This is a genomic window from Pseudomonas sp. PICF141, from assembly GCF_002286815.1.
Taxonomy (GTDB): Bacteria; Pseudomonadota; Gammaproteobacteria; order Pseudomonadales; family Pseudomonadaceae; genus Aquipseudomonas.
Window position 1 is genome coordinate 35,091 of record NZ_MUNM01000059.1, and the last position, 23,869, is coordinate 58,959.

A 23,869-nucleotide genomic window follows, 5' to 3' on the forward strand; every position below is an offset into this window, starting at 1 on the left:
TTGCGATGAAATATTTCAAACTGCCGGATCTGGGCGAAGGCTTGCAGGAAGCGGAGATCGTCCGTTGGCACGTCAAGGTCGGCGATACCGTCAAGGCCGACCAACTGCTGGTGTCGGTGGAAACCGCCAAGGCGCTGGTGGACATTCCCGCGCCCTACGATGGTGTGGTGGCGAAAACCTTTGGTGGCGCGGGCGACATCCTTCACGTTGGCGAACCTCTGCTCGGTTACGAAGGCGAAGCCGATGCGGGCACTGTGGTCGGGCGGCTGGAGGGCGGCGGCACGGATCAGGAAGATGCATTTTTTATCGGCGCCGCGCCTTCGACTCGTGAGCATCTGGCGAGCCGTGCCACGCCGGCGGTGCGTCAATTGGCGCGGCAGCTCGGCGTTGAACTGAGCGGCTTGACGGGTTCCGGCCAGGAAGGTCAGATCACCCGCAGCGACGTGGAAAACGCAGCCCAGACGGAACGTGAACGTTTCGGCGGCGAAAAACTGCGCGGGGTGCGACGCAGCATGGCGCTGAACATGGCCAGGTCCCATGCCGAAGTGGTGCCGGTGACGATCTTCGGCGATGCCGATCTGCATCGCTGGGGGCAGGCGCGAGAACCATTGATTCGTCTGGCCAAGGCGATGGCGGCGGCCTGCGCCGTAGAGCCCGTGCTCAACAGTGCCTTCGATGGCAAAACCCAGGCGCTCAAACAACATGAACGACTCGACCTGGGCATTGCCGTGGACACGCCGGACGGCTTGTTCGTGCCGGTGCTGCGCGATGTAGGCCATCGCACGGCGGCGGATCTGAAAGAAGGTGTGATGCGTCTGCGGGCCGACGTGCAGGCGCGCTCGATCCCGCCCCAGGAAATGATGGGGGCGACCCTGACCCTGTCGAATTTCGGCACCTTGTTCGGCCGCTACGCCAACCCGGTGGTGGTGCCACCGCAAGTGGCGATCCTCGCCGCCGGGGCGATCCGCGATGAACCGGTGGCGGTCGAAGGCGCGGTGGTGGTGCATCCGATCCTGCCGCTGTCCCTGACCTTCGATCACCGTGTGGTCACCGGCGGCGAGGCGGCGCGGTTCTTCAAGGCGTTGGTCGAGGCGCTGGAACAACCCGAGGTCTAGGTTCCCGCCGGCATGAAAAAGGCCCTGAGCCATTTGACTCAGGGCCTATTCAATTCGGGCATTGCTTACTTGGGTGTCTTGGCGGCTTTGGCTGGCTTGGTCGGCTCAGCGCTCGCTGCTTCAACAGGTTCAGTGGCTTTAACAGGTTCAATGGCTTCGGCGGGTACATTCAACAGTTCGGACAATGCGTCCGGCTGGCTCTTGAATGCCTTGGCGAATACATCGCGGTTCTTCGCCATGTAGATCCCGGCTTCTTCCACTTGCTGTTCGGTCAGGGACGGAACGGCTTTTTGCAACACTTCAGCCAGCAATTCGGCCAGTTCGAGCATTTTGTCATGACGGTCAGCTTCGGCTTTATCCATGAACAAGCGCTCCAGATCTCGGCTGCTGCGGTATACCACTTCGACGGCCATTCACCACCTCACATGCCTTTACATTAGTTGTCTGTTTCGACCACTGTATTTATATACAGCGAAAAGGATAAGCGAATCCCTGCGCTTTGGGTAGTGGCTTTTTAATGTAGACCGAATTCAGGGTTTGTCAGGTGAACCGTGTCCGCTCCCATCGCGAGCACCGCTGAACCCTGTGGGAGCGGGCTTGCCCGCGATGGCGTCCGTCCAACCACCACCAACGTGTCTCATGTCACGCAGCCACCATCTCACCCACACTATCTGGCCTTTTTTCTGCATGCAGAACAACCGTCACGTCCATCCCGCATCATCCGCTCGAACCGAGCTAAGGAACAATCAAAGTGAAAATCAACTGGGCCGAGAACCTGCGGCAGAGCGTGCACCAACTGGCCGAGTCCCTGGGCAACCTGTTCGTCGAAACCTTCCACTACCTGGCACTATTTGCCATCGGAGCAGTGACCGCGTGGGCGGCGGTGATGGAATTCCTCGGAATGCTCGAAAAGGGGCATATCAAGATCGATGACATCTTGCTGCTGTTCATCTACCTGGAACTGGGGGCGATGGTCGGGATTTACTTCAAGACCAACCACATGCCGGTGCGCTTCCTGATTTATGTGGCGATCACCGCACTGACACGCCTGCTCATCTCCAACGTCTCGCACCACAATCCACCGGACCTGGGAATCATCTACCTGTGCGGCGGGATTCTGCTGCTGGCGTTTGCGATTCTGGTGGTGCGTTACGCCTCCTCGCAGTTTCCTTCGGTGAAGATCGAACACCCGCAACGCAAGATCGGTGCGGGTTCCGGTGAACATCCCGAAGTGGAGAAGGGCGAGATTTAAAGCCCCATTGAAGGTCGGGGCCGGGATTTGACCAAGGGCGGCGGGGTGCGACTGTCGCCGTCGGTCATGGCTTCAAGGATGGCCACGGCGCTGTGGCCTTGTTCGATGGCGATGCCAAATTGAATGCTTTGCACCAGGCGTTTGAGGCGCTTGGGATCATTGCGCTGTTCGGTGCTGATCATCCGTTTGGCCACCACGCGACCATTTTTGGAGAGGGTCAGCATGATGCTGCCGTCCAGACCCTGAATACTCAGGTTGACTTGATAATCCGGTGCAAAGGCATCGGTAATGAGTTGAAAGGGGTTGTCCATGATGCGTCACCGCCTGATTGAACGTGCAGTTGTTGACCGGCCATGATCGGGATTAGTTCGCCACACCAGACCATCGGCCTTCCATGTTCATGTACTTTCATCCGTGCCGCGTAGGAGACATAGCAAGGGACATGCCGGAAAAATGGTCGAACAATGAACACGGCAAAAAAGTGGCGGGCACTCTGGCTAATGCCAGTCAGTCAAGGACAAATCGGATCTGTAGGAGCCAGGCTGGCCGGCGAAAGCGCACTTAAGAACGCCTTCGCCGGCAAGCCTGGCTCCTACGAAAAGCGGTTTGCTCGCTTGACTGACCGGCATTAGGCACTCTGGCCCGCCTTCTTTTTGCCTGCCCGTTTCAGGGCATGAATGAGTAAATGATCGCAGACAGTGCAATCAAACCGATCAACACCACGAACACGTTCGAGGCCAGGCCCGAATACTGGCGCAAGGCCGGCACGCGGCGGATGGCGTACATCGGCATCAGGAACAACAGGCACGCGATGATCGGCCCGCCGAGGGTTTCGATCATGCCCAGGATGCTCGGATTGAAGGTCGCCACGGCCCAGCAACTGAGGATCATGAACAGCGCAGTGATGCGGTTCAGCCAACTGGCGGACATGACGCGCCCACGGCCACGCAGGCTTTTCACGATCAGGCCCTGAAAGCCTTCGCTGGCGCCGATGTAATGGCCGAGAAAGGATTTGGTGATCGCCACCAACGCAATCAACGGCGCGGCGTAAGCGATGACCGGTGTCTGGAAGTGGTTGGCCAGGTACGACAGGATCGAAATGTTCTGCGCCTTCGCAGCGGCCAAATCAGCCGGGGACAAGGCCAGCACACAGCTGAAGCAGAAGAACATCACCGTCACGACCATCATGATGTGGGCGATTGCGAGAATGCCGCTGCTTTTGCGTTCGGCTTGCTCGCCGTAACGCTGTTTCTGATCAACGGCGAACGCGGAAATGATCGGCGAATGGTTGAACGAAAACACCATCACCGGAATCGCTAGCCACAAGGTCTGGAAGAACAGCGGCAGCGGCATGCCTTCGCTGGCGGTGGCGAAGAACGCGCCGTTCCAGTTCGGAATCAGGCTGATGCCGAGCAGCAGCAACGCCGCGACGAACGGGTAAACCAGCACGCTCATGCATTTGACGATGACACCCTGGCCGCAACGCACAATCGCCATCAAGCCGAGAATCAGCCCCAGCGACAGGATTGCCCGAGGCGGCGGGGTCATGTGCAACTGATGCTCCATGAGGCTGCTCAGGGTGTTGGTCAGCGCCACGCTGTATACCAGCAAAATCGGGAATATCGCGAAGAAATACAGGAGCGTGATCACTTTGCCGGCACCGATGCCGAAGTGTTCTTCCACCACTTCGGTAATGTCCCCGGAACGCCCGGACAACACGAAGCGCGTCAGGCCGCGGTGGGCGAAGAAGGTCATCGGAAAGGCCAGCACCGCCAGGAGCAGCAGCGGCCAGAAACCGCCGACGCCGGCGTTGATCGGCAGGAACAATGTGCCGGCGCCAATCGCCGTGCCATAGAGGCCAAGCATCCAGGTGGTGTCGTGTTTGCTCCAGCCTTTGTGGGTTATTTCTCTATTACGTGTCAGATCTACAGCAGGATTATCGGCAGCAGGTGTACGTACATCGGTCATCGTTTTTGCCTCGTTATTATTCTTGCTCGGGCTCACGTTTTGCGGACGGTCAGGCAGGCACCTGCTTCGGAGTGCTCTTCAGCACTCCACCCAGTTGACAGCCAGGCCGCCCCGTGAAGTTTCTTTGTATTTGTCGTGCATGTCGGCACCGGTATCGCGCATGGTGCGGATCACCCGGTCCAGGGAAATGAAGTGTTTGCCGTCACCGCGCAGGGCCATTTGTGTGGCGTTGATCGCCTTTACGGCAGCGATTGCATTGCGCTCGATACACGGTACCTGCACCAGGCCGCCGACCGGATCGCAGGTCAGGCCGAGGTTGTGTTCCAGGCCGATTTCGGCGGCATTTTCCAGTTGCTCGGGAGTTGCTCCGAGTATGTCGGCCAGGCCGGCGGCGGCCATGGCGCAGGCGGAACCGACTTCGCCCTGGCAGCCGACTTCGGCGCCGGAAATCGAGGCGTTTTTCTTGCACAGAATGCCTACAGCGGCAGCCCCCAAAAAGAACGCCACCACGTCATCGTCCGACGCGTCCGGGTTGAATTTCATGTAGTAGTGCAACACGGCGGGAATGATCCCCGCCGCCCCGTTTGTAGGCGCGGTCACCATGCGTCCGCCAGCCGCGTTCTCTTCGTTCACGGCGAGGGCGAACAGGTTGACCCACTCCATGGCTGACAGGGTGGAACTGATGACATTCGGTTTGCTGATTTCCAACAGGCTGCGGTGCAATTTCGCGGCGCGGCGCGGAACATTCAGACCGCCGGGCAGGATGCCTTCGTGACGTAAACCTTGCTCGACGCACTCGCGCATCACCGACCAGATATGCAGCAAGCCCTGGCGAATCTCGGCGTCGCTGCGCCAGGCCCGTTCGTTGGCCATCATCAATTCGGAAACCCGCAGACCGTGCTGGTTGCAGAGTTTGAGCAATTCGGCGGCGCTGGAAAAATCGTAGGGCAGCACCACATCGCTGGCCGGTGCAATGCCGGACTCGGCTTCCGCGGCTTCGATGATGAAACCACCGCCTACCGAGTAGTACGTCTGCTCGAACAGTTCACCGGTTTCGCCAAAGGCTGTCAGCGACATCGCGTTGGGGTGGTAGGGCAAGCTCTCGTCCAGCAGCAGGAGATCGCGCTGCCAGTTGAAGGCAATGGTCGATTTGCCGGCCAGACTCAGTTCACCGGTTTCATGCAACGCCTGGATTCGGTTGTCGATCGAATTCGGATCAATGCTGTCTGGCCATTCGCCCATCAGGCCCATGACACAGGCACGGTCGGTGGCGTGACCGACGCCAGTGGCCGAAAGCGAACCGTAGAGGCGGATTTCTACCCGCCGTACATCGGCCAGTAAATGCTGGTCAATCAGTGCCTGGGTGAAGGTTGCTGCGGCGCGCATCGGGCCGACGGTATGGGAGCTGGACGGACCGATGCCAACTTTGAAGAGATCGAAAACACTGATAGCCATGCTAAAGCCTATACAAGCAATGGAAGAGAAATCGCCGCCATTTTTGTAGGCCAAGCGCAAGGTGGGCGATACTGCCAACCTCGGTCCTACGTGACCAACGAAACTTCCTAAGACAGCCTTTAGCAGGACTAAACAATGAGTCGCCAATTGCATGCCCAGACCTACGTCTGGCTGCACGTGTTTTCGTGTGCCGCGCGGCACTTGTCCTTCACCCGTTGCGCCGAGGAATTGCACATCACGCCGGGTGCGGTCAGTCAGCAAATTCGCCAACTGGAAGAGCGGCTGGGTTTTCGCCTGTTTCATCGTCGCGCCCGGGGTGTGGAGTTGAGCGCCAAGGGCCAGCGATTGGCTATCACCGTCAATGAAGCCTACGGCAGCATCGATGCGGAATTGCGACGACTGGACGCGGGAATGATCAGCGGGATATTGCGGCTGCGCTCGATTCCCTCCTTCCTGAGCAAATGGCTGACCCCGCGCCTGCCGCGTTTGCAACAGCGTTTTCCGGACATTCAGCTGCGGCTGGTGGCCGAGGACAGCAGCGTGCCATTGCATGAGGGCGACTTCGATTTGGCCATTGACCTCAATGACGGCAGTTATCCGGGATTGTTATCCACAACCTTGCTGGATGAGCAGATCTTTCCGGTGTGCGCCCCTGGCCTGTTGCGCGCAAGGCCGCCTCTGCATGGCCCGGCGGACCTGGTGCATTTTCCGTTGCTGCACGACATCACCGCCTGGCGCGGCAGTTACGAATACGCGGAATGGGAGTTCTACCTCAACGCCATCGGCTTCGAGGGCGCGGATGTGCGGCGCGGGCATACTTTCAATCGCAATCACCTGACCATTGAAGCGGCGATTGCCGGGATGGGCGTGGCGATTGCGCGGCGAACGCTGCTCAACGATGAACTGGAGCGCGGGACGCTGATCGTGCCGTTTGGCCTGGCGGTGCCCAATCACAAGCGTTACGTGCTGCTTTATGCGCCGGGTGCGCTAAGCCATCCGGGCGTGCGCGCGGTGCATGACTGGCTGGTGGAAGAAGCGGGGGTATTTCGTAGCCTGCACCCGCTGGCGGAGCGGCAGATGTGACAGCAGCCTGGAACATCAGCCAGGGGCGACCGAACTCCCGACATTAACAGCGCTTTTACCCGTTGTCCGGCTTTTTTTGCGAATGAATATTTATCTTTTTTTAGGGGTTGAAATGTTTTGCGCGCACACCGATTGTGTAACCAAGAGGTCACGGTGATGAAGCCCAAGGGCCAGCCGAAGGGGCCTCTCGCGAGCTAGCTGAAATAAGGGATGAACTATGCAAATCCAAGTCAATAGCGATAACCATATTCAAAGCAGCATCCGACTGGAGGAGTGGGTACGTACTACCATTGAGAGCACGCTCGAACGTTATGAAGAGGACCTGACCCGCGTCGAGGTCCACCTGCGGGATGAGAACGGCGACAAGCCCGGTCCCCACGATATACGCTGTCAGCTGGAAGCGCGGCCAAAAGGCCATCAACCGATTTCTGTGACCCATAAAGCCGCTAACCTGGAAATGGCGATCGACGGTGCGGCTGAAAAACTCGAACATGCGCTTGAACATCTGTTCGGCAAACTGCGGGGCAAACCACGTGCCGCTGTGGTGCCGTTCGAAAGGCCTACGGCCGATGCGCTGCTGGAAGACGAGTTTCTGGAGAACGAACAGGCTGCACAAAACGGCTGAGGCTTGATTCACTTTTTACCTTTCCACTTTCTCTCCACCTGAAAAACGGGCCTGCTTATGCAGGCCCGTTCTTGTTTGTGGTATTCGCTGGCTCCTGTGGAAACCTGCGGCGAGGGGCTTCTGTGGTGAGGGGGCTTACTGTGGTAAAGGGGCTTACTGTGGCGAGGGGGCTTGCCCCCGTTCGGCTGCGTAGCAGTCGCAAAACCTGCTATCCGGTTTTGCCTGACACAACTCATTGGATTGTTTTGGGACTGCTACGCAGTCCAACGGGGGCAAGCCCCCTCGCCGCTCTAGCCATCATTGAATCAAAACGCGACGGAAGTCTGCATATACACCGTGCGCGGTTCTCCCACGTACTTGCCTTTGTTGTTGTCATCGAACGAGCGAGTGAAGTACTGGTGGTTGAAAATGTTCTTCACCCCCACCGCTATATTCAAGTCCGCCAACTTTGGCCCGAAGTCATACGCCGCACGGCTGCTGAACAACATGTACCCCGGAATCTTGCCGGTGCTGCCATCGGCGCTTTCGGCCGAGGTGTTGGCGTTGTCAGCGAACTGGTCGCTCTGGTAGCTGCTGTCCAGGTTCAGTTTCCAGGCGCCTTCGGTATAGCCGACGCCGATTGTGCCTTTGTGTTTCGAAGAGAATGGCACGCGATTGCCCTTGTTCGGACCGTCTTCGCGGATAGTTGCGTCGACATAGGCGTAAGTCGCGTACACATCGAAACCGGCCAGCGCCGGGCTCAAATCGTCGAGGGCGTAGTTGATGCTGGTTTCAATGCCTTGATGACGGGTTTCGCCACGGGCGATCACCGAATCATTGGTTTGATTGCTTTCATACTGATTGTCGAAATTGATCAGGAACGCGCCAATCTCGGCACGCAATGGGCCATTGTCGTAGCGGGTGCCCAGTTCCCAGGTGCGCGCCTTCTCCGGTTTGACTTCGCCGCTGGTCACCCGGTTAGGCATCTGGCTGTACTGCACGCTGCCAAATGAACCTTCGGTATTGGCGTAGAGGTTCCAGCTGTCGGTCAGGTGATAGAGCACGTTCAACGCTGGCAGGGCGGTGTTGTAGTCGCCTTTGTATTTCACGTTGGTCAGGTTGTTGGTCTGCTGCGACTCGATCATTTCGTAGCGGATGCCCGGGGTGATCGTCCACTTGCCGATGTCGATCCGGTCATCGACGAAGAACGCATTGGCCTCGGTGCCACCCCGCGTATCGCGGTCGTTGCGGCTGTTGGTGGTCGGAAGTTCGTTGCTGGCGATCGGCGTGCGGTAGCGCAGTTCGTGGCTGGCTTCGTTGATGTAGCGATAGCCGACGCCGACTTCATGGCTGGTTTGGCCGAGGTCGAAGCCTTGGGCGAAACGGGTTTCCAGGCCACGTACCCAATACTCGCGTGGCGACAGCGAGAGGAACGTGCCCTGGTCCAGATAACCGCTGCGCAGGGTTTTGGTAAAGAAGGTATTGGCGGTGAACTCCCGGCGATCTTGCTGATAGCGATAGCCGAAATTGAACATCGTGCGGCGGCCCCAGAACTGGTCTTTCGGGCGGGTCGACTGGTACGGGTCGGCGTCGTAGTCGGCGACGTTCAGCCCGCCGGGCATGTCTGCCTTGCCTTCGTAATACTGGGCCATGGCGTTGAAGCTGTTGGCCTCGTCGAGCTGGTATTTGCCCTTGAGAATCAGGTCATCGATTTCGGTGTCGCTGTGTTCGCGCCAGTCGCCACCACGGGTGCCCGAGTACAGAATCGCGCCGCCCAGACCGTTATCGGCCGTGCCACCGGCCAGCAAATTGCCGGTGGTTTTGAAGCCGTCATGGCTGGACGATGGACTGGTTTCGGTCTGGAAGCCGCCCTTGACCGTCGGTTCATCGGGAATGGCGCGAGTCACGAAGTTGACCACACCGCCGACGTTCTGCGGCCCGTAGCGCACTGCACCGCCGCCGCGCACCACGTCGACCGCGTCCATGTTGCCCATGCTGATCGGCGCGAACGAAAGCTGCGGCTGACCATAAGGTGCGAAGGGCACCGGAATGCCGTCCATCAATACCGTGGAGCGCGAAGCCAGTCGAGGGTTGAGCCCGCGAATGCCGAAGTTCAGCGCCATGTCATGGCTGCCGGTGCCGTTGTTGTCCGGCGCATTGACCCCCGGAATGCGATTGAGCACATCCTTGGCCTGAGTCGCGCCCTGGCGTTCGAATTCTTCGCGGCGGATCACATCGCGAGCGCCAGGATGTTCGAAGACGTTGGTTTGCGCCGCATCGCCGAGCCAGTCGCCGACCACTTTCGAGGTGTCCAGCTCCAGCGCCGCATCACCCGCCGGTTGCAGGCTGAAAGCATTGTCGCCCTCGGCGCGAGCTTGCAGGCCGGTGCCTTCGAGCAACGCGTTCAAACCCTGGGAAGGGGTGTAGTGGCCTTCCAGGCCGCGACTTTGCACACCGCTGGTGACTTGCGAGCCAAAGGAGATCAGCACGCCGGCTTCGCGACCAAACTGGTTGAGGGCGTTTTCCAGCGAGGACGGCGCGATGTGATACGGCTTGGTGTCGGCGGCATGCACCAGCGGCAGTGCTCCGAAGCTCAGGCTGGCGCCCAGCAAGAGTTGGCGCAAGGTGCGGGTTAGCGGTGTGACGCGGATGGGTTGCATGAAAGGCGATCCTGAGAAGGTTGAATCAAGGGGGCTTTCCTTCTCTGTCACGCCAGATCTGAAAAACGGCTCACTTTTTTTTTGAGATTGAAGATCGTTCCCATGCTCTGCGTGGGAATGCCTCAACGGACGCTCCGCGTTCGGCTCTGGAAGTAACGCGGAGCGTCACGGGCTGCATTCCCACGCAGAGCATGGGAACGATCATTTACGCGCGCGCCTCGACCGTCACCCAATACCGGGTAAAACGCCTCACCTTCACCGGCAAACTGATTTCCAGCAGATCAAGAATCCGCTCGCTGTCGTCCAGTGGATAAGTCCCGGAGATCAGCAGGTCGGCAACATTCGCCGCGCAATTAAGCTGCCCCCGGCGATAGCGACCGAGTTCATCGAGAAAATCCCCCAGGCGCATGTGCGCGGCCACCAGCATGCCCTCGGCCCAGGCGCCGCTGTTGGCGTCCAGTGGCCGGGGAGCGCCGATGCCGCGTGTGTCGAATCTCGACTGCCGGGCAGTTTGCAGCATCAGCGGTGCGCCGCCATCGGGCGTCAATTCGACGCTGCCTTCGAACACCGCCACCTGAGTGTGATCGGCAAACTGCCGCACATTCAGGCGCCCACCTTGGGTTTTCAACAGGCCTTGTGCCGTCTGTACTTGAAACGCTTGGGCGGCAGTCAGCAGCATTTCGCCTTCAAGCAAGCGGATCAGCCGTTGCTGACCGTCGATTCGCACATCGACCGAACTGGCAGTATTGAGCTGCACCTGGCTACCATCGCCGAGCGGCACTTTACGTCGCTGGCCGATCGGGCTGCGGTAGTCGGCCAACAATGGCGTCAGCGCAATGTGCTCGCGCATGCCCCAGGTGACCGCCGAACCCGCGCCGAGAATCAGCAACAGCTTCAATGCCTGACGGCGCCCGGCGGATTTCGGTGCGTTGAGGGCCGCATGGGCCAGCGGTGAAGACACACCGCGCAAGCGCTGGTTGACCCGTTGAATATGCTCCCAGGCCCGGCGATGCTCACTGTGAGCATCGAGCCATTGCTGCCAGGCGATTTGCTGACGCGGATTCAACGGCCCTTGCTGGACTTGCATCCACCAGTGCACGGCCTGCACGGCCACTTGAGAGGAGAAATCCGCAGGGCTGTTCATAGTGCGAAGTAGCAGCGCATCGCCGCTTTGTTCAGGTGCCGTTTGACCGTGGCAATGGAAATGCCCAGTTCGGCGGCGATCTGTGGATACGTCAAGCCATCGAGCTGAGCCAGCAAAAAGGCGCGTTTGACCAGGCGTGGCAAACCGTCGAGCAACTGGTCGAGTTCCATCAGCGTTTGCAGGATGATCGCCCGATCCTCCTCCGATGGCGCGACGATTTCCGGCCTCTGCGCCAGCGCGTCGAGGTAGGCGCGCTCTATATCCTGACGGCGGTAATGATTGAACAGTACACGCTTGGCGATGGTAGTGAGGAACGCCCGCGGTTCGATGATCCGGGGCGTTTCCCGTGCCGTCAGCACTCGAATGAACGTGTCCTGGGCCAGATCCGCGGCGCTGTCAGGGCAGCCGAGTTTGCGCCGCAGCCAACCGGTGAGCCAGTTGTGATGGGCCTGATAAAGAACTTCGACGGTAGTGGCTGACGACAACGGAACCGCTCCGGACGCATTTGGATACGTTAGAGAACAAGAATTGTTCGCATTGTAGTGGCGAGGGCGGCATCCGGCAATCGGCTCCTGGCTGCTATCTCTTCAGACTCGTTAAAAAAGCTGCGACGGCTCCATCAACGTTCGCCTCCCGTGTAGGAGCTGCCGAAGGCTGCATCTTTTGATCTTGCTTTACCGCAAAAACGCCTGCCGATACTCCCCAGGCGTGCCACCCAACGCCTGGCGAAACCGGTTAGTGAAATGGCTCGCACTGGCAAACCCACAGGCCAACGCAATATCCCCCAACGGCTGCGACGTTGTGCGCAACAAGTCCCGCGCGCGCTTCAGTCGCCGAGCCAGCACATATTGATGCGGCGGCAAACCGAAGCTCACACGAAACATTCGCGCAAAGTGGTATTCCGACAACGCACACAATGCAGCCAACTGCCCAAGGCTGATCGCTTCCGCCAATTGATGGTCGATGAACGCCATCAACTGCCGCCGTTGATGTGCCGCCAACCCGCCTTTGAGTCGCAAGCCCTCACGTAAACCAACCTGGCTGAGCAGGGCATGGCTGAGCATTTCGTGGGCCAGGCTGCTGGTGAGCAGACGTTCGCCCGGTTCATCCCAGTTGAGGGTGATCAACTGCCGAAAGCGTCGGGCTTGCTGCGGGTCTTCGAGGAACGTGCGCTCGCGCAACTGCAATTCCCGAGGTTCGCGATCCAGCAGCGTGACGCAACCAAGGGCAAATTGTTCGGGGCTGAAATACAGGTGGGCCAGGCGAATATCGCCGTTGATCACCCAGCCTGACTGATGGTCGGCCGGCAGAATGCACAGCTTGTCCGGGCCACCCTTGGTGCCGGGCTGGTCGCGGCGAAAAGTACCGGTGCCGCCGGCGATGTAGCAAGACAAGGTGTGATGGCTCGGCGCTTCGTAATCCTGGGCATCGTGGTGGTTGTTCCACAAAGCTGCGGCCATGCCGTCACCGAGCTCGGCGCTGTGCTCCAGGCGAGCATTGGGCGAGCGGTTAAGCGCTTGAAAGACTTGCAGGGTTTCCAGTGCGGCCATGATCGGTTCTCTCCAACGCCTTGCATCCTACTCCGTAGATGTTGGCCTGCCAGCCCGGCCGCCGACAAAACCGCAAGTTTATGCAAGTGCAAAAATGTTTCGCGCCAGACACTGAAGGCCTATTCAGGAGTCTTCACCATGAACCTTTCGTTGTATCTACTGACCGTGCTGATCTGGGGCACCACCTGGATCGCCTTGAAATGGCAACTGGGCGTGGTGGCGATTCCGGTGTCGATCGTCTATCGCTTCGGCCTTGCCGCGCTGGTGCTGTTCGTGATGTTGCTGCTCAGCCGCCGTCTGCAAGTGATGAACCGTCGCGGACATCTGATTTGCCTGGCGCAGGGCTTGTGCCTGTTCTGCATCAATTTCATGTGCTTTCTTACCGCCAGCCAATGGATTCCCAGCGGTCTGATCGCCGTGGTGTTTTCCACCGCCACCCTCTGGAATGCCTTCAACGCACGGGTGTTATTCGGTCAGAAAATCGCTCGCAATGTACTGATGGGCGGTGCACTGGGTTTGCTCGGATTGGGCTTGTTGTTCTGGCCGGAGCTGGCCGGTCATACCGCCAGCCCTGACACCCTGCTCGGGTTGGGCTTGGCGCTGCTCGGAACCTTATGCTTTTCGGCCGGCAACATGCTGTCGAGCCTGCAACAGAAAGCCGGCCTGAAGCCTTTGACCACCAATGCCTGGGGCATGGCTTACGGCGCGGCGATGTTGACGGTGTGGTGTCTGGTCAAAGGTATTCCGTTCGATATGGAATGGAATGCCCGCTACATCGGGTCGTTGCTGTACCTGGTGATTCCGGGTTCGGTGATCGGTTTCACCGCCTACCTGACGCTGGTGGGGCGCATGGGGCCGGAGCGGGCAGCGTATTGCACCGTACTCTTTCCGGTGGTGGCGCTGAATGTGTCGGCGTTTTTCGAAGGTTATCAATGGACCGCGCCAGCACTGGTCGGGTTGGTATTGGTGATGCTGGGCAATGTGCTCGTGTTCCGTAAAGCCAAGGTGTCGATAATGCAAAGAAGCGGCACCGAACAACTCAGCGCTCGATCCTGATGGCCACATAAATCAGCACCGGCACTATGAAATCGACAATATTTCGAGCCCAGTCCTTGGCGTTCCAGGTGAGTGACTCATCCATGTTGAACCATTCGATGCCAATGACTTGTAGAACGACGTAATAGATAAAAATGGCAACCAATAGCCCAATGATCGCAAACTTTTTTGCTTCGTGAAAAACCTCGGAAGAAGCATTGATGTTTTGGTAAAGATGGAACGTGCCCAGCAGGCAGAAAGTGGTAGAAATTACTTCAAGGGTAATAATGACCCAATAAATTCGGTGGTGAAGTATGGGTGAGGTAATTGCCCGGTAACTCAAGTTTGAATTTTCCCGGGTGGTGTCCATGCTCAGGACGTGGCCGACGTACTCATAATTGGCTGCGTAGTCGGTAAAGTTGCTGAACATCACCATCAGGCCAAAGAAACTGATATAGGCCATCAATATTATTTTGCTGTATCTGATGAGATGGTCAGTTGTCGACGAGTTCAAGCTTTTGCTCTCCATGGCTAAGTCCCGTAAGGGTACGGGTCAGTAATGGAGAGTCTATCGTGGGTGTCTGTTTTATGACGGCGGACTGAATTGCAAATTATGTAATGAGCGGGCAGGCGTTTGAAACGTCTGCCCTTATTTAATCAGCCTTTCCACACTTGTGGGTTCACCAGATCTTGCGGCCGTTCACCCAACAAGGCACTGCGCAAGTTGGCCAAGGCACGGTTGGCCATGGCTTCACGGGTTTCATGAGTCGCCGAGCCAATGTGCGGCAAGGTCACGGCGTTTTTCAGTTGGAACAATGGCGACTCGGCCAGCGGTTCTTTCTCGTAGACGTCCAGCCCGGCGCCGCGAATCCGGTTGTTCTGCAGCGCTTCGATCAGCGCCGCTTCGTCCACTACGGGGCCGCGGGCGATGTTCACCAGGATGGCGCTCGGTTTCATCAGCGCCAGCTCACGGTGGCTGATCAGGTGCCTGGTTTTTTCGCTGAGCGGCACCACCAGGCAGACAAAATCGGCTTCGGCCAGCAACTGGTCGAGGCTGCGCAACTGCGCGCCGAGTTCTTGTTCCAGTGCAGCCTTGCGGCTGTTGCCGCTGTAGATAATCGGCATGTTGAAACCCAACCGGCCGCGACGGGCGATGGCCGCGCCGATGTTACCCATGCCGACAATCCCTAAGGTTTTGCCATGCACATCACTACCGAACAACGGCGCGCCGACGGTGGCTTGCCATTGGCCGGCCTTGGTCCAGGCGTCCAGTTCAGCGACGCGGCGGGCGCTGCTCATGAGCAAGGCGAAGGCCAGGTCGGCGGTGCTTTCGGTGAGGACGTCGGGGGTGTTGGTGAGCATGATTCCGCGTTCATTGAAGTAGGCGAGGTCGTAGTTGTCGTAGCCGACCGAGACGCTGGAGACCACTTCAAGTTTGCTGGCGTTTTCCAGTTGCGCGCGACCGAGTTTGCGGCCAACGCCGATCAGGCCGTGGGCGTGGGGCAGGGCTTCATTGAATTGGGCATGGATGTCGCCGTTTTTCGGGTTCGGCACGATCACGTCGAAGTCTTGTTGCAGACGTTCGATCATCGGTGGGGTGATACGGCTGAAGGCGAGGACGGTTTTTTTCATTGGAGGCGGCTCGTCGGGCTTGGAGAATGCCAAGCACGCTAACATTCTTCCCGGACATTATGCGAGCGCTCGGATTGCCGGGTGTACACCATCCAAAACTGTAGGAGCGAACTTGTGGCAAGGGGGCTTGCCCCCGTTTGAGTGCGTAGCACTCACAAGATATTTGGTACATCAGCGATTGGGGGGCTACTTCGCAGCCCAACGGGGGCAAGCCCCCTCGCCACAGTTCGCTCCTACAGGGGTCAGCTGTGTGGCGCGGGTTTGGGTACGTTGAGGTTATCCAGCATCCGGTTCACCGCCAGCTCGGCCAGCATGACGATTTGCTGAATCGCCATCGCCGTGTGCCGATGTGGTCCTTCCAGATACCCCGCAAAATCAGTCGCCATCACACTGGCCTGGGCCAACGATTCACAGGTGTGAGCCAACAGGTCTTCATCTTTCATATCCGGCGCAACCATGTACATCGTGCTTGGCTTGCGAGCCACGGGGGATTTGAGAGCGGCTGGATTGAGGTAGTGATCGAGCGCGCGGTTAGCGGCATCGTGGAGCTTTTTTGAATCGAGGGATTCGTAGGGGGAAACGTCGTCGGTTTCAGGAGGATTCGGTGTTTCTTTGATCATGCGGAAGTTACTCATTGGCAGATGAAGTGGAACTGCCATCTTTCGTTTTCCAGACGAAAGGGTGGCAGCTGCGCGCGGACTGGAAAAACCGGAACATCCACCAAACCCGGCAGACCCGAAGGTCTCCCGCGCACAGCCGCCATAACAAGGAATTGCGTGCAGAAAAAAGCGCCGCAGTATGCCATGGGGTTTGGTAAGTGTTCGCCAGGTTTTCCAGACCTGATCGCTGATTTGGTAGCGCCCCCCAAAGCCTACCCATTTCGTTTCCGAAGCAACAACCGTCAAAACCTGTGGGAAACATCCTCAAAAATCACCCCGTCTGTAGGAGCTGCCGAAGGCTGCGATCTTTCGATCTTCCGGCGCTATCAATGACGTAAAGATCGAAAGATTGCAGCCCTTCGGCAGCACCCACAATGTCGCCATCAAAAAACTCGGACTTCCCCTACACGCAAAAACGATTCGCCCGGCATCCCCCCTTGAGCCCACTCGCCAAAGTCTCCCATTTCCAAGGAACGGGACACGAGCGTGACCAGACTCATCCCCCAAAACCAACTCGCCGGCCAAAGCGGCCAGGTGCTAGACAGCCATCAAGCCGTCGCCGACCTGCGCCAGGCCCTGAGCTATCCCTACGACCTGCAAGGCTTCGACGATCTGCTTGGCGCGATCGGCGCCAACCGCTCCAACTACATGCAGGCCGCCAATCAGCAGAAACTCATCAACGCCGTTAGCAACGGTGATTGGGTCATGGTGACGCCTCGCATCGATCCCGAAAACGGCGGTGCTTCATGGAATGCCTTCAAACCCAAACCCGAACCTCCACCGGCGCAACATCTGGTCGAAGAACACGCCTTCGCTCTGCCCAAACCCGTGGAGTCGGGCTTCTACATCATTCAGCAGCCCATGACCCTCGAAGCCCTTGAGCGCTCACTGTACGAAAACCCGCCAAGCGATGCACTGCGCCGGGAATTCCGCTCGCTCAATCGCCATCTCGATGAGCGGGTGAAACCGGGGCAAATGGTGATTTTCAGCGATTCACGGCATTACATGTGCCGCCGCGAAGAGGCGCAAATGATGATCGCGGCGCAGAAGGTCAACGAAGCATTGAAGGATCTGAGTGATGAAGAGGCATCGTTTTTAGTCGAGCATCATGAAGTGATCGAGCCTTTTTTGGAGGTGTCGGCGGGGTCGTTAGGCGTAGCGTCGTTCATGATCGGTCAGCATTTGGAGAGTCTGAAAACGACCCTGAAAGAACTTGATGGGCTGCATCAGCAGCAATTCCGTAAACACGGCCATTTGCACTCCCCTGAGTTTTTTTCCCAGCGCAAGCGGTTGATGGCCAAACTCGATGCCGGCCTAGGGGGGCTTGTACGAAAAGGCACCGGTATTCCGGATCATCCCAAGCTCAAGCGTGCCTTGGGCCTTTCTACTCGTAGAACGATTCATCATTGGAACAAGGCTGGGGCACCAACACAGTTACCTGGCTACGCCTCTAATATTGATGGTGTGGCGAAGGCCGCCAAGTTTATGAAGGCGGGAGGCTATGTAGGAATAGGACTTGCAGCAGGTGCAGCCACCATGCGCATCAACGAGGTTTGCCGAACAGGAAGCACCGAAGACTGCAGGCAGGTGCAATTTTCCGAGGGCGGTAAACTGTCTGGCAACGTAATTGGCGGGGTTACCGCAGGCGTTGTGACGGGAAAAGTCACCTTAAAGTACTGCGCCGGTATTGCTTTGAAGACCCGCGGCTTAGGCGGTATCGTTTGCGCGTTAATTCTCAGCGGGGGCACAGCATCGGTCGGAGGAAATATCGGGGCGAAGTTGGGAGAGGCAAGTGGAGAATTGATCCACGAGGCAACCACTCCATGAGCCAAGAAAAAATCCTATATGGAGCATGCGCCCTACTTTTATTGGTATGTATGCTAATAAATTTGGTCGTAATTTTATATGTGGCTTTTTTCAAACTTGACGAAATTGAAAAGTATCTTAAGAAGTCCTCTGTTTTAGAAGAAGATCAGTTGATGGGCAGCGGAGCCATTAGCAGATTAATGCGTTTGAGCCGAATTAGCGGATTGCTTTGCGCCAGCAAGTCATTTCTGCAGCGAACTGAGCCTCTGACAATCTCGGATCTATCGCAACTTCCTGCGACGCTTAAGTTGTGGGTCAATATTCCATTTCATATTGCAACGTTTTTCATTGTTTGCATGGTGGCTTTATGGGCTTGGGGCAAATACACCGGTCTACTGAATTAAGACTTCTCAGACATTCAGGGTTTTCCTGACGCAGTGATTGTCTGTTTGTTCGTTCTTCGCAGTGATAGCGCTTTGGGGATTGGGAGAGGCCACTGGACTGCTGGGCTAACCCGCAGTCCACACACCTCAATTCGCCAACCGCGCCCCACCCAAACTCCCACTCAACTCATACGCCGCCAATTCCGCCTGATGCGCCGCCAATATCTCCGGCAACGACCCGCGCAAGTACTCGACCCAGGTTTTGATCTTCGCATCCAGATATTGCCGCGACGGGTAGATCGCATACAGATTCAATTCCTGTGAACGATAGTTCGGCATCACCCGCACCAGCGTGCCGTTGCGCAGCCCTTCAATCGCCGCGTACACCGGTAAAACGCCAACCCCCATACCGCTGGTGATCGCCGTTTTCATCGCATCAGCGGAGTTCACCAAAAACGGTGAGCTGTTGATGGTGACCATTTCCTGGCCGTCAGGGCCGTCGAAGGCCCATTTCTCCAGCGGGATGACCGGGCTCACCAGGCGCAGGCAGGCGTGGTTGAGCAAATCGCTGGGTTTGTGCGCGCAGCCATTGGCTTTTACATAGGCGGGCGATGCGCAAACGATGCTGTAGGTGATGCCCAAACGCTGGGAGACGAAGCCTGAGTCGGGCAGTTCGCTGGCGAGCACGATGGACACGTCGTAGCCCTCGTCGAGCAGATCCGGCACGCGGTTGGCCATGGTCAGGTCGAAGGTCACGTCCGGGTGGGTTTTGCGGTAGCGGGCGATGGCGTCGATCACGAAGTGCTGACCGATGCCGGTCATGGTGTGCACCTTGAGTTGCCCGGCCGGGCGCGCGTGGGCGTCGCTGGCCTCGGCCTCGGCTTCTTCGACGTAGGCCAGGATCTGCTCGCAGCGCAATAGATAGCGCTTGCCGGCCTCGGTCAGGGCAATGCGGCGGGTGGTGCGGTTGAGCAGACGGGTTTGCAGGTGGGCTTCCAGGTTGGAGACCGCACGCGAGACGTTGGCCGTGGTGGTGTCGAGTTGCACGGCGGCGGCGGTGAAGCTGCCGGCCTCGGCCACGTAACTGAAGGCGCGCATGTTTTGCAAAGTGTCCATGGGGTGCTCTCTTGGCGAATGGCAAATTGTGACACGAAGTTGCTGGCTCTTTACAGACGACTAAAGACGCGACCGAGGGATTATCGCGTTAACGGTAACAAAGATTCACAAGAATCCCGGCTTATCGCCAACAAGGCCCACCCCTAGAATTGCGCCCTGTAGGCATGGGCTTGTGTGGCGAGGGGGCTTGCCCCCGTTGGGTTGCGAAGCGACCCTGAAATCGGTCACCGCGATCTTCAATCAGAATTGCAGTAACCGGTTTACGACTGCTGCGCAGCCGAACGGGGGCAAGCCCCCTCGCCACAAAAAAACCGTCCCCAGAAGTTCTCTGTATCTCTCCCACCTCAGGAAATCGCAGCAGTGCCGCGTCGCATCAACAGAGCGCTCAAGACGCTCAGTGTTCTGGCTTTAACCCTGGCAATCAGCGGCTGCATCGGCACCGCAGGGATCGCCCCGCAAGACAAGGCACTGGAGGCCAATTCACTGGCCACCGACGATGCCATCCAGAGCGCCGAACAAGACGCTCATTGGCCCACCGCTCAATGGTGGCAAGCCTACGGCGACCCGCAATTGAACCGCTGGATCGACCTCGCCCTGCAAGGCAGCCCGAGCATGGCCATGGCCGCCGCGCGCGTGCGGCAGGCGCGGTCGATGGCCGGCCTTGCCGAGTCCGCCGAGTCGTTGCAGATCAATGGCCAATCCACCCTCAAGCGCCACAACTGGCCGACCGATCAGTTCTACGGCCCCGGCGAACTGGCCAACACCACCACCTGGGACAACAACGCCGCGCTGGGTTTCAGTTATGCCCTCGACCTCTGGGGTCGAGAAAGCAACGCCACCGAACGCGCCGTGGACATGGCGCACATGAGCGTCGCCGAAGCGCGGCAGGCCCGGCTCGAATTGCAGAACAACATCGTGCGTGCCTACATCGAACTCTCGTTGCATTACGCGCAACGGGACATCGTTGCGGCAACGTTGAAGCAGCAACAGCAAATTCTCGACCTGGCACAGAAACGTCTGGACGGCGGCATCGGCACCCATTTCGACGTTAGCCAGGCCGAAACACCCTTGCCGGAAACCCATCGGCAAATCGATGCCCTGGACGAGGAAATTGCCCTCAGCCGCAATCAGCTCGCCGCGCTGGCCGGCAAGGGACCGGGGGAGGGCGCGCAGTTGCAACGGCCGACGCTGTCGTTGGGTGCGGCATTAAAACTGCCGTCCTCGTTGCCGGCGCAGCTGCTCGGTCAACGCCCGGACGTGGTTGCCAGTCGCTGGCAAGTGGCGGCCCAGGCGCGGGGGATCGATGTGGCCCACGCCGGTTTCTACCCCAACTTTGATCTGGTCGGCAGCCTCGGCTATATGGCCACCGGCGGTGGGGCGCTGGAGTTTTTGACCGGCAAGAAGCTCAACTACAGCGTCGGCCCGGCGATCTCCTTGCCGATCTTCGACGGTGGCCGCTTGCGTTCGGAGCTGGGGGAAGCCTCGGCCGGATATGACATCGCTGTGGCGAAGTACAACCAGACGCTGATCAATGCGCTGAAAAACATCTCCGACCAGTTGATTCGCCGCGAGTCGATGGACAAGCAACAAACCTTCGCCGCCGAGTCGGTAGCCACGGCGCAGAAGACCTACGACATCGCGATGATCGCCTATCAGCGCGGGCTCACCGATTACCTCAACGTGCTGAATGCGCAGACGTTGTTGTTCAAGCAGCAGCAAGTGCAGCAGCAGGTTCAGGCCGCACGCTTGAGTGCTCATGCCGAGCTAGTGACGGCGCTTGGCGGGGGACTCGGGGCGGGCAACGATGTGCCGGAAGACAGCCAGACCGATGCACCGAGAACCCCGGCCCTTCTTAACAGCCTCTCGAATTGAACACACAACCTGTGGGAGCGGGCTTGCCCGCGATGGCGTCATCACATCCGACATTGATGGCGCCTGACACACCGCCATCGCGGGCAAGCCCGCTCCCACAGGTTCTGCGTCTTAACCGAATATCAATGAGCAAAATCCCATGACTCCCTTGCCCGCACCGTTGCGCTGGCTGTATTCCCTTGAATGGCGCCGGGGGTTCTTCGACTGGGCACGCAGCGACGGCGTGACCTGGGTGTACATTTTCAAGGTGCTGTTCGCGGCATTCCTGACCCTGTGGCTGGCCATGCGCCTGGAGCTGCCGCAACCGCGCACCGCGATGATCACCGTGTTCATCGTCATGCAACCGCAAAGCGGCCAGGTATTCGCCAAGAGTTTCTATCGCTTCCTCGGCACCTTGGCGGGGTCGGCGGTGATGGTCGCGTTGATTGCCCTGTTTGCGCAGAACACCGAACTGTTCCTCGGCTCGCTGGCGATCTGGGTCGGCCTCTGCTCGGCCGGGGCGGCGCGTTATCGCAATTTCCGCGCCTATGGCTTTGTGCTCGCCGGTTATACGGCGGCGATGGTCGGCCTGCCTGCATTGGCTCATCCCGACGGCGCATTCATGGCAGCAGTCTGGCGGGTGTTGGAAATCTCCCTGGGGATTCTCTGCTCGACGCTGGTGAGCGCCGCGATCCTGCCGCAAACCGCCAGCGCCGCGATGCGCAATGCCTTGTATCAGCGCTTCGGCGTGTTTGCCTTGTTTGTCACCGATGGCTTGCGCGGTCGCAGCCGGCGCGAGGCGTTTGAAGCGAGCAACGTACGGTTTATTGCCGAGGCGGTAGGTCTGGAAGGGCTGCGCAGCGTCACGGTGTTCGAAGACCCGCACATGCGTCGACGCAATGGTCGGCTCAGTCGCTTGAACAGCGAGTTCATGGGCATTACCACGCGCTTCAATGCGCTGCATCAGTTGCTCGAACGCCTGCGCAACAGTGGCGCCGATCATGTTGTCGCGGCGATCAAACCGGGGTTACAGGATCTGGCTGAAGTGCTCGACGGCTTCAGCGGTCGGGCCTTGACCAGCCCCGACGCTGCACGCCTGGCCAGCGCTTTGGCGACCTATAAGGAAAACTTGCCGGCGCGGGTTCGCAGCCTGCGGGCGACCTTTCAGGAGAGTGATCCGAGCGACGCCGAGCAGCTGGATTTTCACACCGCCTATGAGCTGCTTTATCGCTTCGTCGACGACCTGCACAGTTATGCACAGACCCACGCATCGCTGGCCGATCACAGCCACGAACGGGAACGTTGGGACGAGCCCTTCACCCCGCAAACCAACTGGCTGGCCTCGGCGGCATCGGGCATTCGCGCAGCATTCATTCTCGTGGTGCTCGGCAGTTATTGGGTGGCCACGGCGTGGCCGAGCGGGGCGACCATGACCCTGATCGCCGCCGCCACCGTCGGCCTTTCAGCGGCGACGCCGAACCCCAAACGGATGGCGTTTCAGATGGCCTGCGGAACGTTGTTCGGAGCGCTGATCGGTTTCGTCGAAATGTTTTTCATCTTCCCCTGGATCGACGGCTTTGCGTTGCTCTGCGTGATGCTCGCGCCGGTGATTGTGATTGGGGCGTTCCTGGCTTCACGGCCGCAATACGCCGGGGTTGGCCTGGGGTTGCTGATTTTCTTCAGCACCGGTTCGGTGCCGGACAACCTCACGGTCTACAACCCTTACGCCTTCATCAATGACTACCTCGCCATGATCATGGGCATGCTGGTGTGCGCGGCGGCCGGGGCGATCATCTTGCCGCCCAACAGCCGCTGGTTATGGCGGCGTCTGGAGCAGGATTTGCGTGAGCAAGTGGTGTATGCCATCAGCGGCAAACTCAAAGGGTTGGCGTCGAGTTTCGAAAGTCGCACTCGCGATCTTTTGCATCAGGCCTATGGCCTCGCAGCGGGACAGCCGCAGGTGCAAGGGGACTTGTTGCGCTGGATGTTCGTGGTGCTGGAAGTCGGCCACGCGATTATCGAGTTGCGCAAGGAACAGGCGGTTCTGCCGGTGCATCCCGCTTATGCCCAAGCCCAACCGTGGCGCCAGTCAATCCGGGCGATGGGGCGTTCGCTGGTGCGACTGTTTTTGCAGCCGGGCCGGAGCAATCTGGAACGTGCGCTGGTCGCGGTCGACCACGCGATCAGCCGTGTGCAGGCCACCGATGAGCCCTTCGCGCCGCACTTCGATACCTCGGCGTTGCGTCGGGTGAAGAGCTACCTGCACTTCATCCGCACCTCGCTGCTTGACCCGCAATCGCCTCTGGCCGGCTACATAAAAGCCAGTGCCATCGCCAAGCCCCAAGGACTTGAACATGCCTCGTGAAATCGCGTTCCACGGCGTGTACATGCCGACCATGACCCTGATGTTTTTCATTGCCGCAGCGCTGGCCTGGGCGCTGGATCGGTTCCTGTCCGGGTTCGATCTGTACCGCTTTTTCTGGCACCCGGCGCTGCTGCGCCTGAGTCTGTTTACTTGTCTGTTCGGCGCTCTTGCGTTGACTGTCTACCGTTGAC

Annotated in this window: 22 protein-coding genes and 1 pseudogene; 11 read left to right on the forward strand and 12 right to left on the reverse strand. The window is 58.8% G+C overall.

The features are described 5' to 3' along the window. Window positions 1–5 precede the first annotated feature (5 nt). Window positions 6–1,115, forward strand: a complete 1,110-nt coding sequence (locus BZL43_RS16720) for a dihydrolipoamide acetyltransferase family protein (protein ID WP_095633330.1) — start codon at window positions 6–8, stop codon at window positions 1,113–1,115. Between the two features lie 173 nt (window positions 1,116–1,288). Here the strand turns inward: BZL43_RS16720 and BZL43_RS16725 are convergent. Continuing rightward, window positions 1,289–1,528 (reverse strand): annotated as a pseudogene (locus BZL43_RS16725) (YebG family protein); the annotation flags it as partial. A 338-nt stretch (window positions 1,529–1,866) separates the two neighbouring features. Between BZL43_RS16725 and BZL43_RS16730 the strand changes: the two are divergent. After that, the gene (locus BZL43_RS16730; RefSeq protein WP_095633332.1) at window positions 1,867–2,367 is read left to right on the forward strand and encodes a phosphate-starvation-inducible protein PsiE; all 501 of its coding nucleotides are present in this window, start codon (window positions 1,867–1,869) and stop codon (window positions 2,365–2,367) included. Here the strand turns inward: BZL43_RS16730 and BZL43_RS16735 are convergent. The 3 genes from BZL43_RS16735 to BZL43_RS16745 form a co-directional block, all read right to left on the reverse strand. Next, a complete protein-coding gene (locus tag BZL43_RS16735; protein ID WP_095633333.1) occupies window positions 2,364–2,678 on the reverse strand; it encodes a DUF3509 domain-containing protein in 315 nt (104 codons plus the stop codon). The genes BZL43_RS16730 and BZL43_RS16735 overlap by 4 nt on opposite strands. A gap of 355 nt (window positions 2,679–3,033) precedes the next feature. Continuing rightward, complete coding sequence (locus tag BZL43_RS16740; protein WP_095633334.1) at window positions 3,034–4,335, reverse strand: serine/threonine transporter; 1,302 nt, start codon at window positions 4,333–4,335, stop codon at window positions 3,034–3,036. Between the two features lie 78 nt (window positions 4,336–4,413). Further along, the gene (locus BZL43_RS16745; protein WP_095633335.1) at window positions 4,414–5,790 is read right to left on the reverse strand and encodes an L-serine ammonia-lyase; all 1,377 of its coding nucleotides are present in this window, start codon (window positions 5,788–5,790) and stop codon (window positions 4,414–4,416) included. A gap of 135 nt (window positions 5,791–5,925) precedes the next feature. Here BZL43_RS16745 and BZL43_RS16750 point away from each other — a divergent pair, with 135 nt between their 5' ends. Beyond that, window positions 5,926–6,873, forward strand: coding sequence for a LysR substrate-binding domain-containing protein (locus BZL43_RS16750; protein WP_095633336.1), 948 nt, complete (start codon window positions 5,926–5,928; stop codon window positions 6,871–6,873). A gap of 217 nt (window positions 6,874–7,090) precedes the next feature. After that, window positions 7,091–7,498, forward strand: coding sequence for an HPF/RaiA family ribosome-associated protein (locus tag BZL43_RS16755; protein ID WP_095633337.1), 408 nt, complete (start codon window positions 7,091–7,093; stop codon window positions 7,496–7,498). 305 nt (window positions 7,499–7,803) lie between these two features. Here the strand turns inward: BZL43_RS16755 and fecA are convergent, their stop codons facing one another. From fecA to BZL43_RS16775, 4 genes are all read right to left on the reverse strand, one after another. Continuing rightward, window positions 7,804–10,137, reverse strand: coding sequence for a TonB-dependent Fe(3+) dicitrate receptor FecA (fecA, locus tag BZL43_RS16760; protein WP_095633338.1), 2,334 nt, complete (start codon window positions 10,135–10,137; stop codon window positions 7,804–7,806). 205 nt (window positions 10,138–10,342) lie between these two features. Further along, a complete protein-coding gene (locus tag BZL43_RS16765) occupies window positions 10,343–11,281 on the reverse strand; it encodes a FecR domain-containing protein (RefSeq protein ID WP_095633339.1) in 939 nt (312 codons plus the stop codon). Beyond that, a complete protein-coding gene (locus BZL43_RS16770) occupies window positions 11,278–11,766 on the reverse strand; it encodes a sigma-70 family RNA polymerase sigma factor (RefSeq protein WP_095633340.1) in 489 nt (162 codons plus the stop codon). The genes BZL43_RS16765 and BZL43_RS16770 overlap by 4 nt, the downstream gene beginning before the upstream one ends. Before the next feature lie 189 nt (window positions 11,767–11,955). Continuing rightward, window positions 11,956–12,831, reverse strand: coding sequence for an AraC family transcriptional regulator (locus tag BZL43_RS16775; protein WP_095633341.1), 876 nt, complete (start codon window positions 12,829–12,831; stop codon window positions 11,956–11,958). A gap of 138 nt (window positions 12,832–12,969) precedes the next feature. On the opposite strand from BZL43_RS16775, the gene BZL43_RS16780 reads away from it, so the two are divergent. Beyond that, window positions 12,970–13,887 carry a DMT family transporter gene (locus tag BZL43_RS16780; protein ID WP_095633342.1) on the forward strand — a complete coding sequence of 306 codons (918 nt, stop codon included), beginning with the start codon at window positions 12,970–12,972 and terminating at the stop codon, window positions 13,885–13,887. Here BZL43_RS16780 and BZL43_RS16785 read toward each other — a convergent pair. The 3 genes from BZL43_RS16785 to BZL43_RS16795 all read right to left on the reverse strand — a co-directional run bounded on the left by BZL43_RS16785 (window position 13,871) and on the right by BZL43_RS16795 (window position 16,118). Then, window positions 13,871–14,380, reverse strand: a complete 510-nt coding sequence (locus tag BZL43_RS16785; RefSeq protein ID WP_095633387.1) for a DUF2165 family protein — start codon at window positions 14,378–14,380, stop codon at window positions 13,871–13,873. The two genes, BZL43_RS16780 and BZL43_RS16785, sit on opposite strands and share 17 nt — an antisense overlap. 143 nt (window positions 14,381–14,523) lie before the next feature. Continuing rightward, window positions 14,524–15,498: a D-glycerate dehydrogenase gene (locus BZL43_RS16790; protein WP_095633343.1), complete on the reverse strand. Its 975-nt coding sequence runs from the start codon at window positions 15,496–15,498 to the stop codon at window positions 14,524–14,526. A 242-nt stretch (window positions 15,499–15,740) separates the two neighbouring features. After that, window positions 15,741–16,118, reverse strand: a complete 378-nt coding sequence (locus BZL43_RS16795) for a DUF6124 family protein (protein ID WP_095633344.1) — start codon at window positions 16,116–16,118, stop codon at window positions 15,741–15,743. Between the two features lie 156 nt (window positions 16,119–16,274). On the opposite strand from BZL43_RS16795, the gene BZL43_RS27960 reads away from it, so the two are divergent. The 3 genes from BZL43_RS27960 (at window position 16,275) to BZL43_RS16805 (ending at window position 18,367) form a co-directional block, all read left to right on the forward strand. After that, window positions 16,275–16,490: a hypothetical protein gene (locus tag BZL43_RS27960; RefSeq protein ID WP_143517866.1), complete on the forward strand. Its 216-nt coding sequence runs from the start codon at window positions 16,275–16,277 to the stop codon at window positions 16,488–16,490. Window positions 16,491–16,643: 153 nt separating this feature from the next. Beyond that, the gene (locus BZL43_RS16800; RefSeq protein ID WP_095633345.1) at window positions 16,644–17,984 is read left to right on the forward strand and encodes a hypothetical protein; all 1,341 of its coding nucleotides are present in this window, start codon (window positions 16,644–16,646) and stop codon (window positions 17,982–17,984) included. Continuing rightward, entirely contained in the window at window positions 17,981–18,367 is a 387-nt protein-coding gene (locus tag BZL43_RS16805; protein ID WP_143517867.1) for a hypothetical protein, read from the forward strand. Before BZL43_RS16800 ends, BZL43_RS16805 begins: the two co-directional genes overlap by 4 nt. A gap of 126 nt (window positions 18,368–18,493) precedes the next feature. On the opposite strand, the gene BZL43_RS16810 is transcribed toward BZL43_RS16805, so the two are convergent. Beyond that, a complete protein-coding gene (locus tag BZL43_RS16810) occupies window positions 18,494–19,462 on the reverse strand; it encodes a LysR family transcriptional regulator (RefSeq protein ID WP_008070477.1) in 969 nt (322 codons plus the stop codon). Between the two features lie 360 nt (window positions 19,463–19,822). Between BZL43_RS16810 and BZL43_RS16815 the strand changes: the two genes are divergently transcribed. From BZL43_RS16815 to BZL43_RS16825, 3 genes are all read left to right on the forward strand, one after another. Then, the gene (locus BZL43_RS16815; protein ID WP_095633347.1) at window positions 19,823–21,334 is read left to right on the forward strand and encodes an efflux transporter outer membrane subunit; all 1,512 of its coding nucleotides are present in this window, start codon (window positions 19,823–19,825) and stop codon (window positions 21,332–21,334) included. A gap of 139 nt (window positions 21,335–21,473) precedes the next feature. Beyond that, window positions 21,474–23,678 (forward strand): FUSC family protein, encoded by a 2,205-nt coding sequence (locus tag BZL43_RS16820; RefSeq protein ID WP_095633348.1) that lies wholly within the window; start codon window positions 21,474–21,476, stop codon window positions 23,676–23,678. Then, window positions 23,668–23,868, forward strand: a complete 201-nt coding sequence (locus BZL43_RS16825; protein ID WP_007896379.1) for a DUF1656 domain-containing protein — start codon at window positions 23,668–23,670, stop codon at window positions 23,866–23,868. Before BZL43_RS16820 ends, BZL43_RS16825 begins: the two co-directional genes overlap by 11 nt. The last annotated feature ends 1 nt before the right edge of the window (window position 23,869 follow it).

Excerpts from the sequence above, each read along its gene's own strand:
- BZL43_RS16720 (WP_095633330.1), top strand. The coding sequence starts at position 6 with ATGAAATATTTCAAACTGCCGGATCTGGGCGAAGGCTTGCAGGAAGCG.
- BZL43_RS16735 (WP_095633333.1), bottom strand. The coding sequence starts at position 2,678 with ATGGACAACCCCTTTCAACTCATTACCGATGCCTTTGCACCGGATTAT.
- BZL43_RS16740 (WP_095633334.1), bottom strand. The coding sequence starts at position 4,335 with ATGACCGATGTACGTACACCTGCTGCCGATAATCCTGCTGTAGATCTG.
- BZL43_RS16745 (WP_095633335.1), bottom strand. The coding sequence starts at position 5,790 with ATGGCTATCAGTGTTTTCGATCTCTTCAAAGTTGGCATCGGTCCGTCC.
- BZL43_RS16750 (WP_095633336.1), top strand. The coding sequence starts at position 5,926 with ATGAGTCGCCAATTGCATGCCCAGACCTACGTCTGGCTGCACGTGTTT.
- BZL43_RS16755 (WP_095633337.1), top strand. The coding sequence starts at position 7,091 with ATGCAAATCCAAGTCAATAGCGATAACCATATTCAAAGCAGCATCCGA.
- fecA (WP_095633338.1), bottom strand. The coding sequence starts at position 10,137 with ATGCAACCCATCCGCGTCACACCGCTAACCCGCACCTTGCGCCAACTC.
- BZL43_RS16765 (WP_095633339.1), bottom strand. The coding sequence starts at position 11,281 with ATGAACAGCCCTGCGGATTTCTCCTCTCAAGTGGCCGTGCAGGCCGTG.
- BZL43_RS16775 (WP_095633341.1), bottom strand. The coding sequence starts at position 12,831 with ATGGCCGCACTGGAAACCCTGCAAGTCTTTCAAGCGCTTAACCGCTCG.
- BZL43_RS16780 (WP_095633342.1), top strand. The coding sequence starts at position 12,970 with ATGAACCTTTCGTTGTATCTACTGACCGTGCTGATCTGGGGCACCACC.
- BZL43_RS16790 (WP_095633343.1), bottom strand. The coding sequence starts at position 15,498 with ATGAAAAAAACCGTCCTCGCCTTCAGCCGTATCACCCCACCGATGATC.
- BZL43_RS16795 (WP_095633344.1), bottom strand. The coding sequence starts at position 16,118 with ATGATCAAAGAAACACCGAATCCTCCTGAAACCGACGACGTTTCCCCC.
- BZL43_RS16805 (WP_143517867.1), top strand. The coding sequence starts at position 17,981 with ATGAGCCAAGAAAAAATCCTATATGGAGCATGCGCCCTACTTTTATTG.
- BZL43_RS16810 (WP_008070477.1), bottom strand. The coding sequence starts at position 19,462 with ATGGACACTTTGCAAAACATGCGCGCCTTCAGTTACGTGGCCGAGGCC.
- BZL43_RS16820 (WP_095633348.1), top strand. The coding sequence starts at position 21,474 with ATGACTCCCTTGCCCGCACCGTTGCGCTGGCTGTATTCCCTTGAATGG.
- BZL43_RS16825 (WP_007896379.1), top strand. The coding sequence starts at position 23,668 with ATGCCTCGTGAAATCGCGTTCCACGGCGTGTACATGCCGACCATGACC.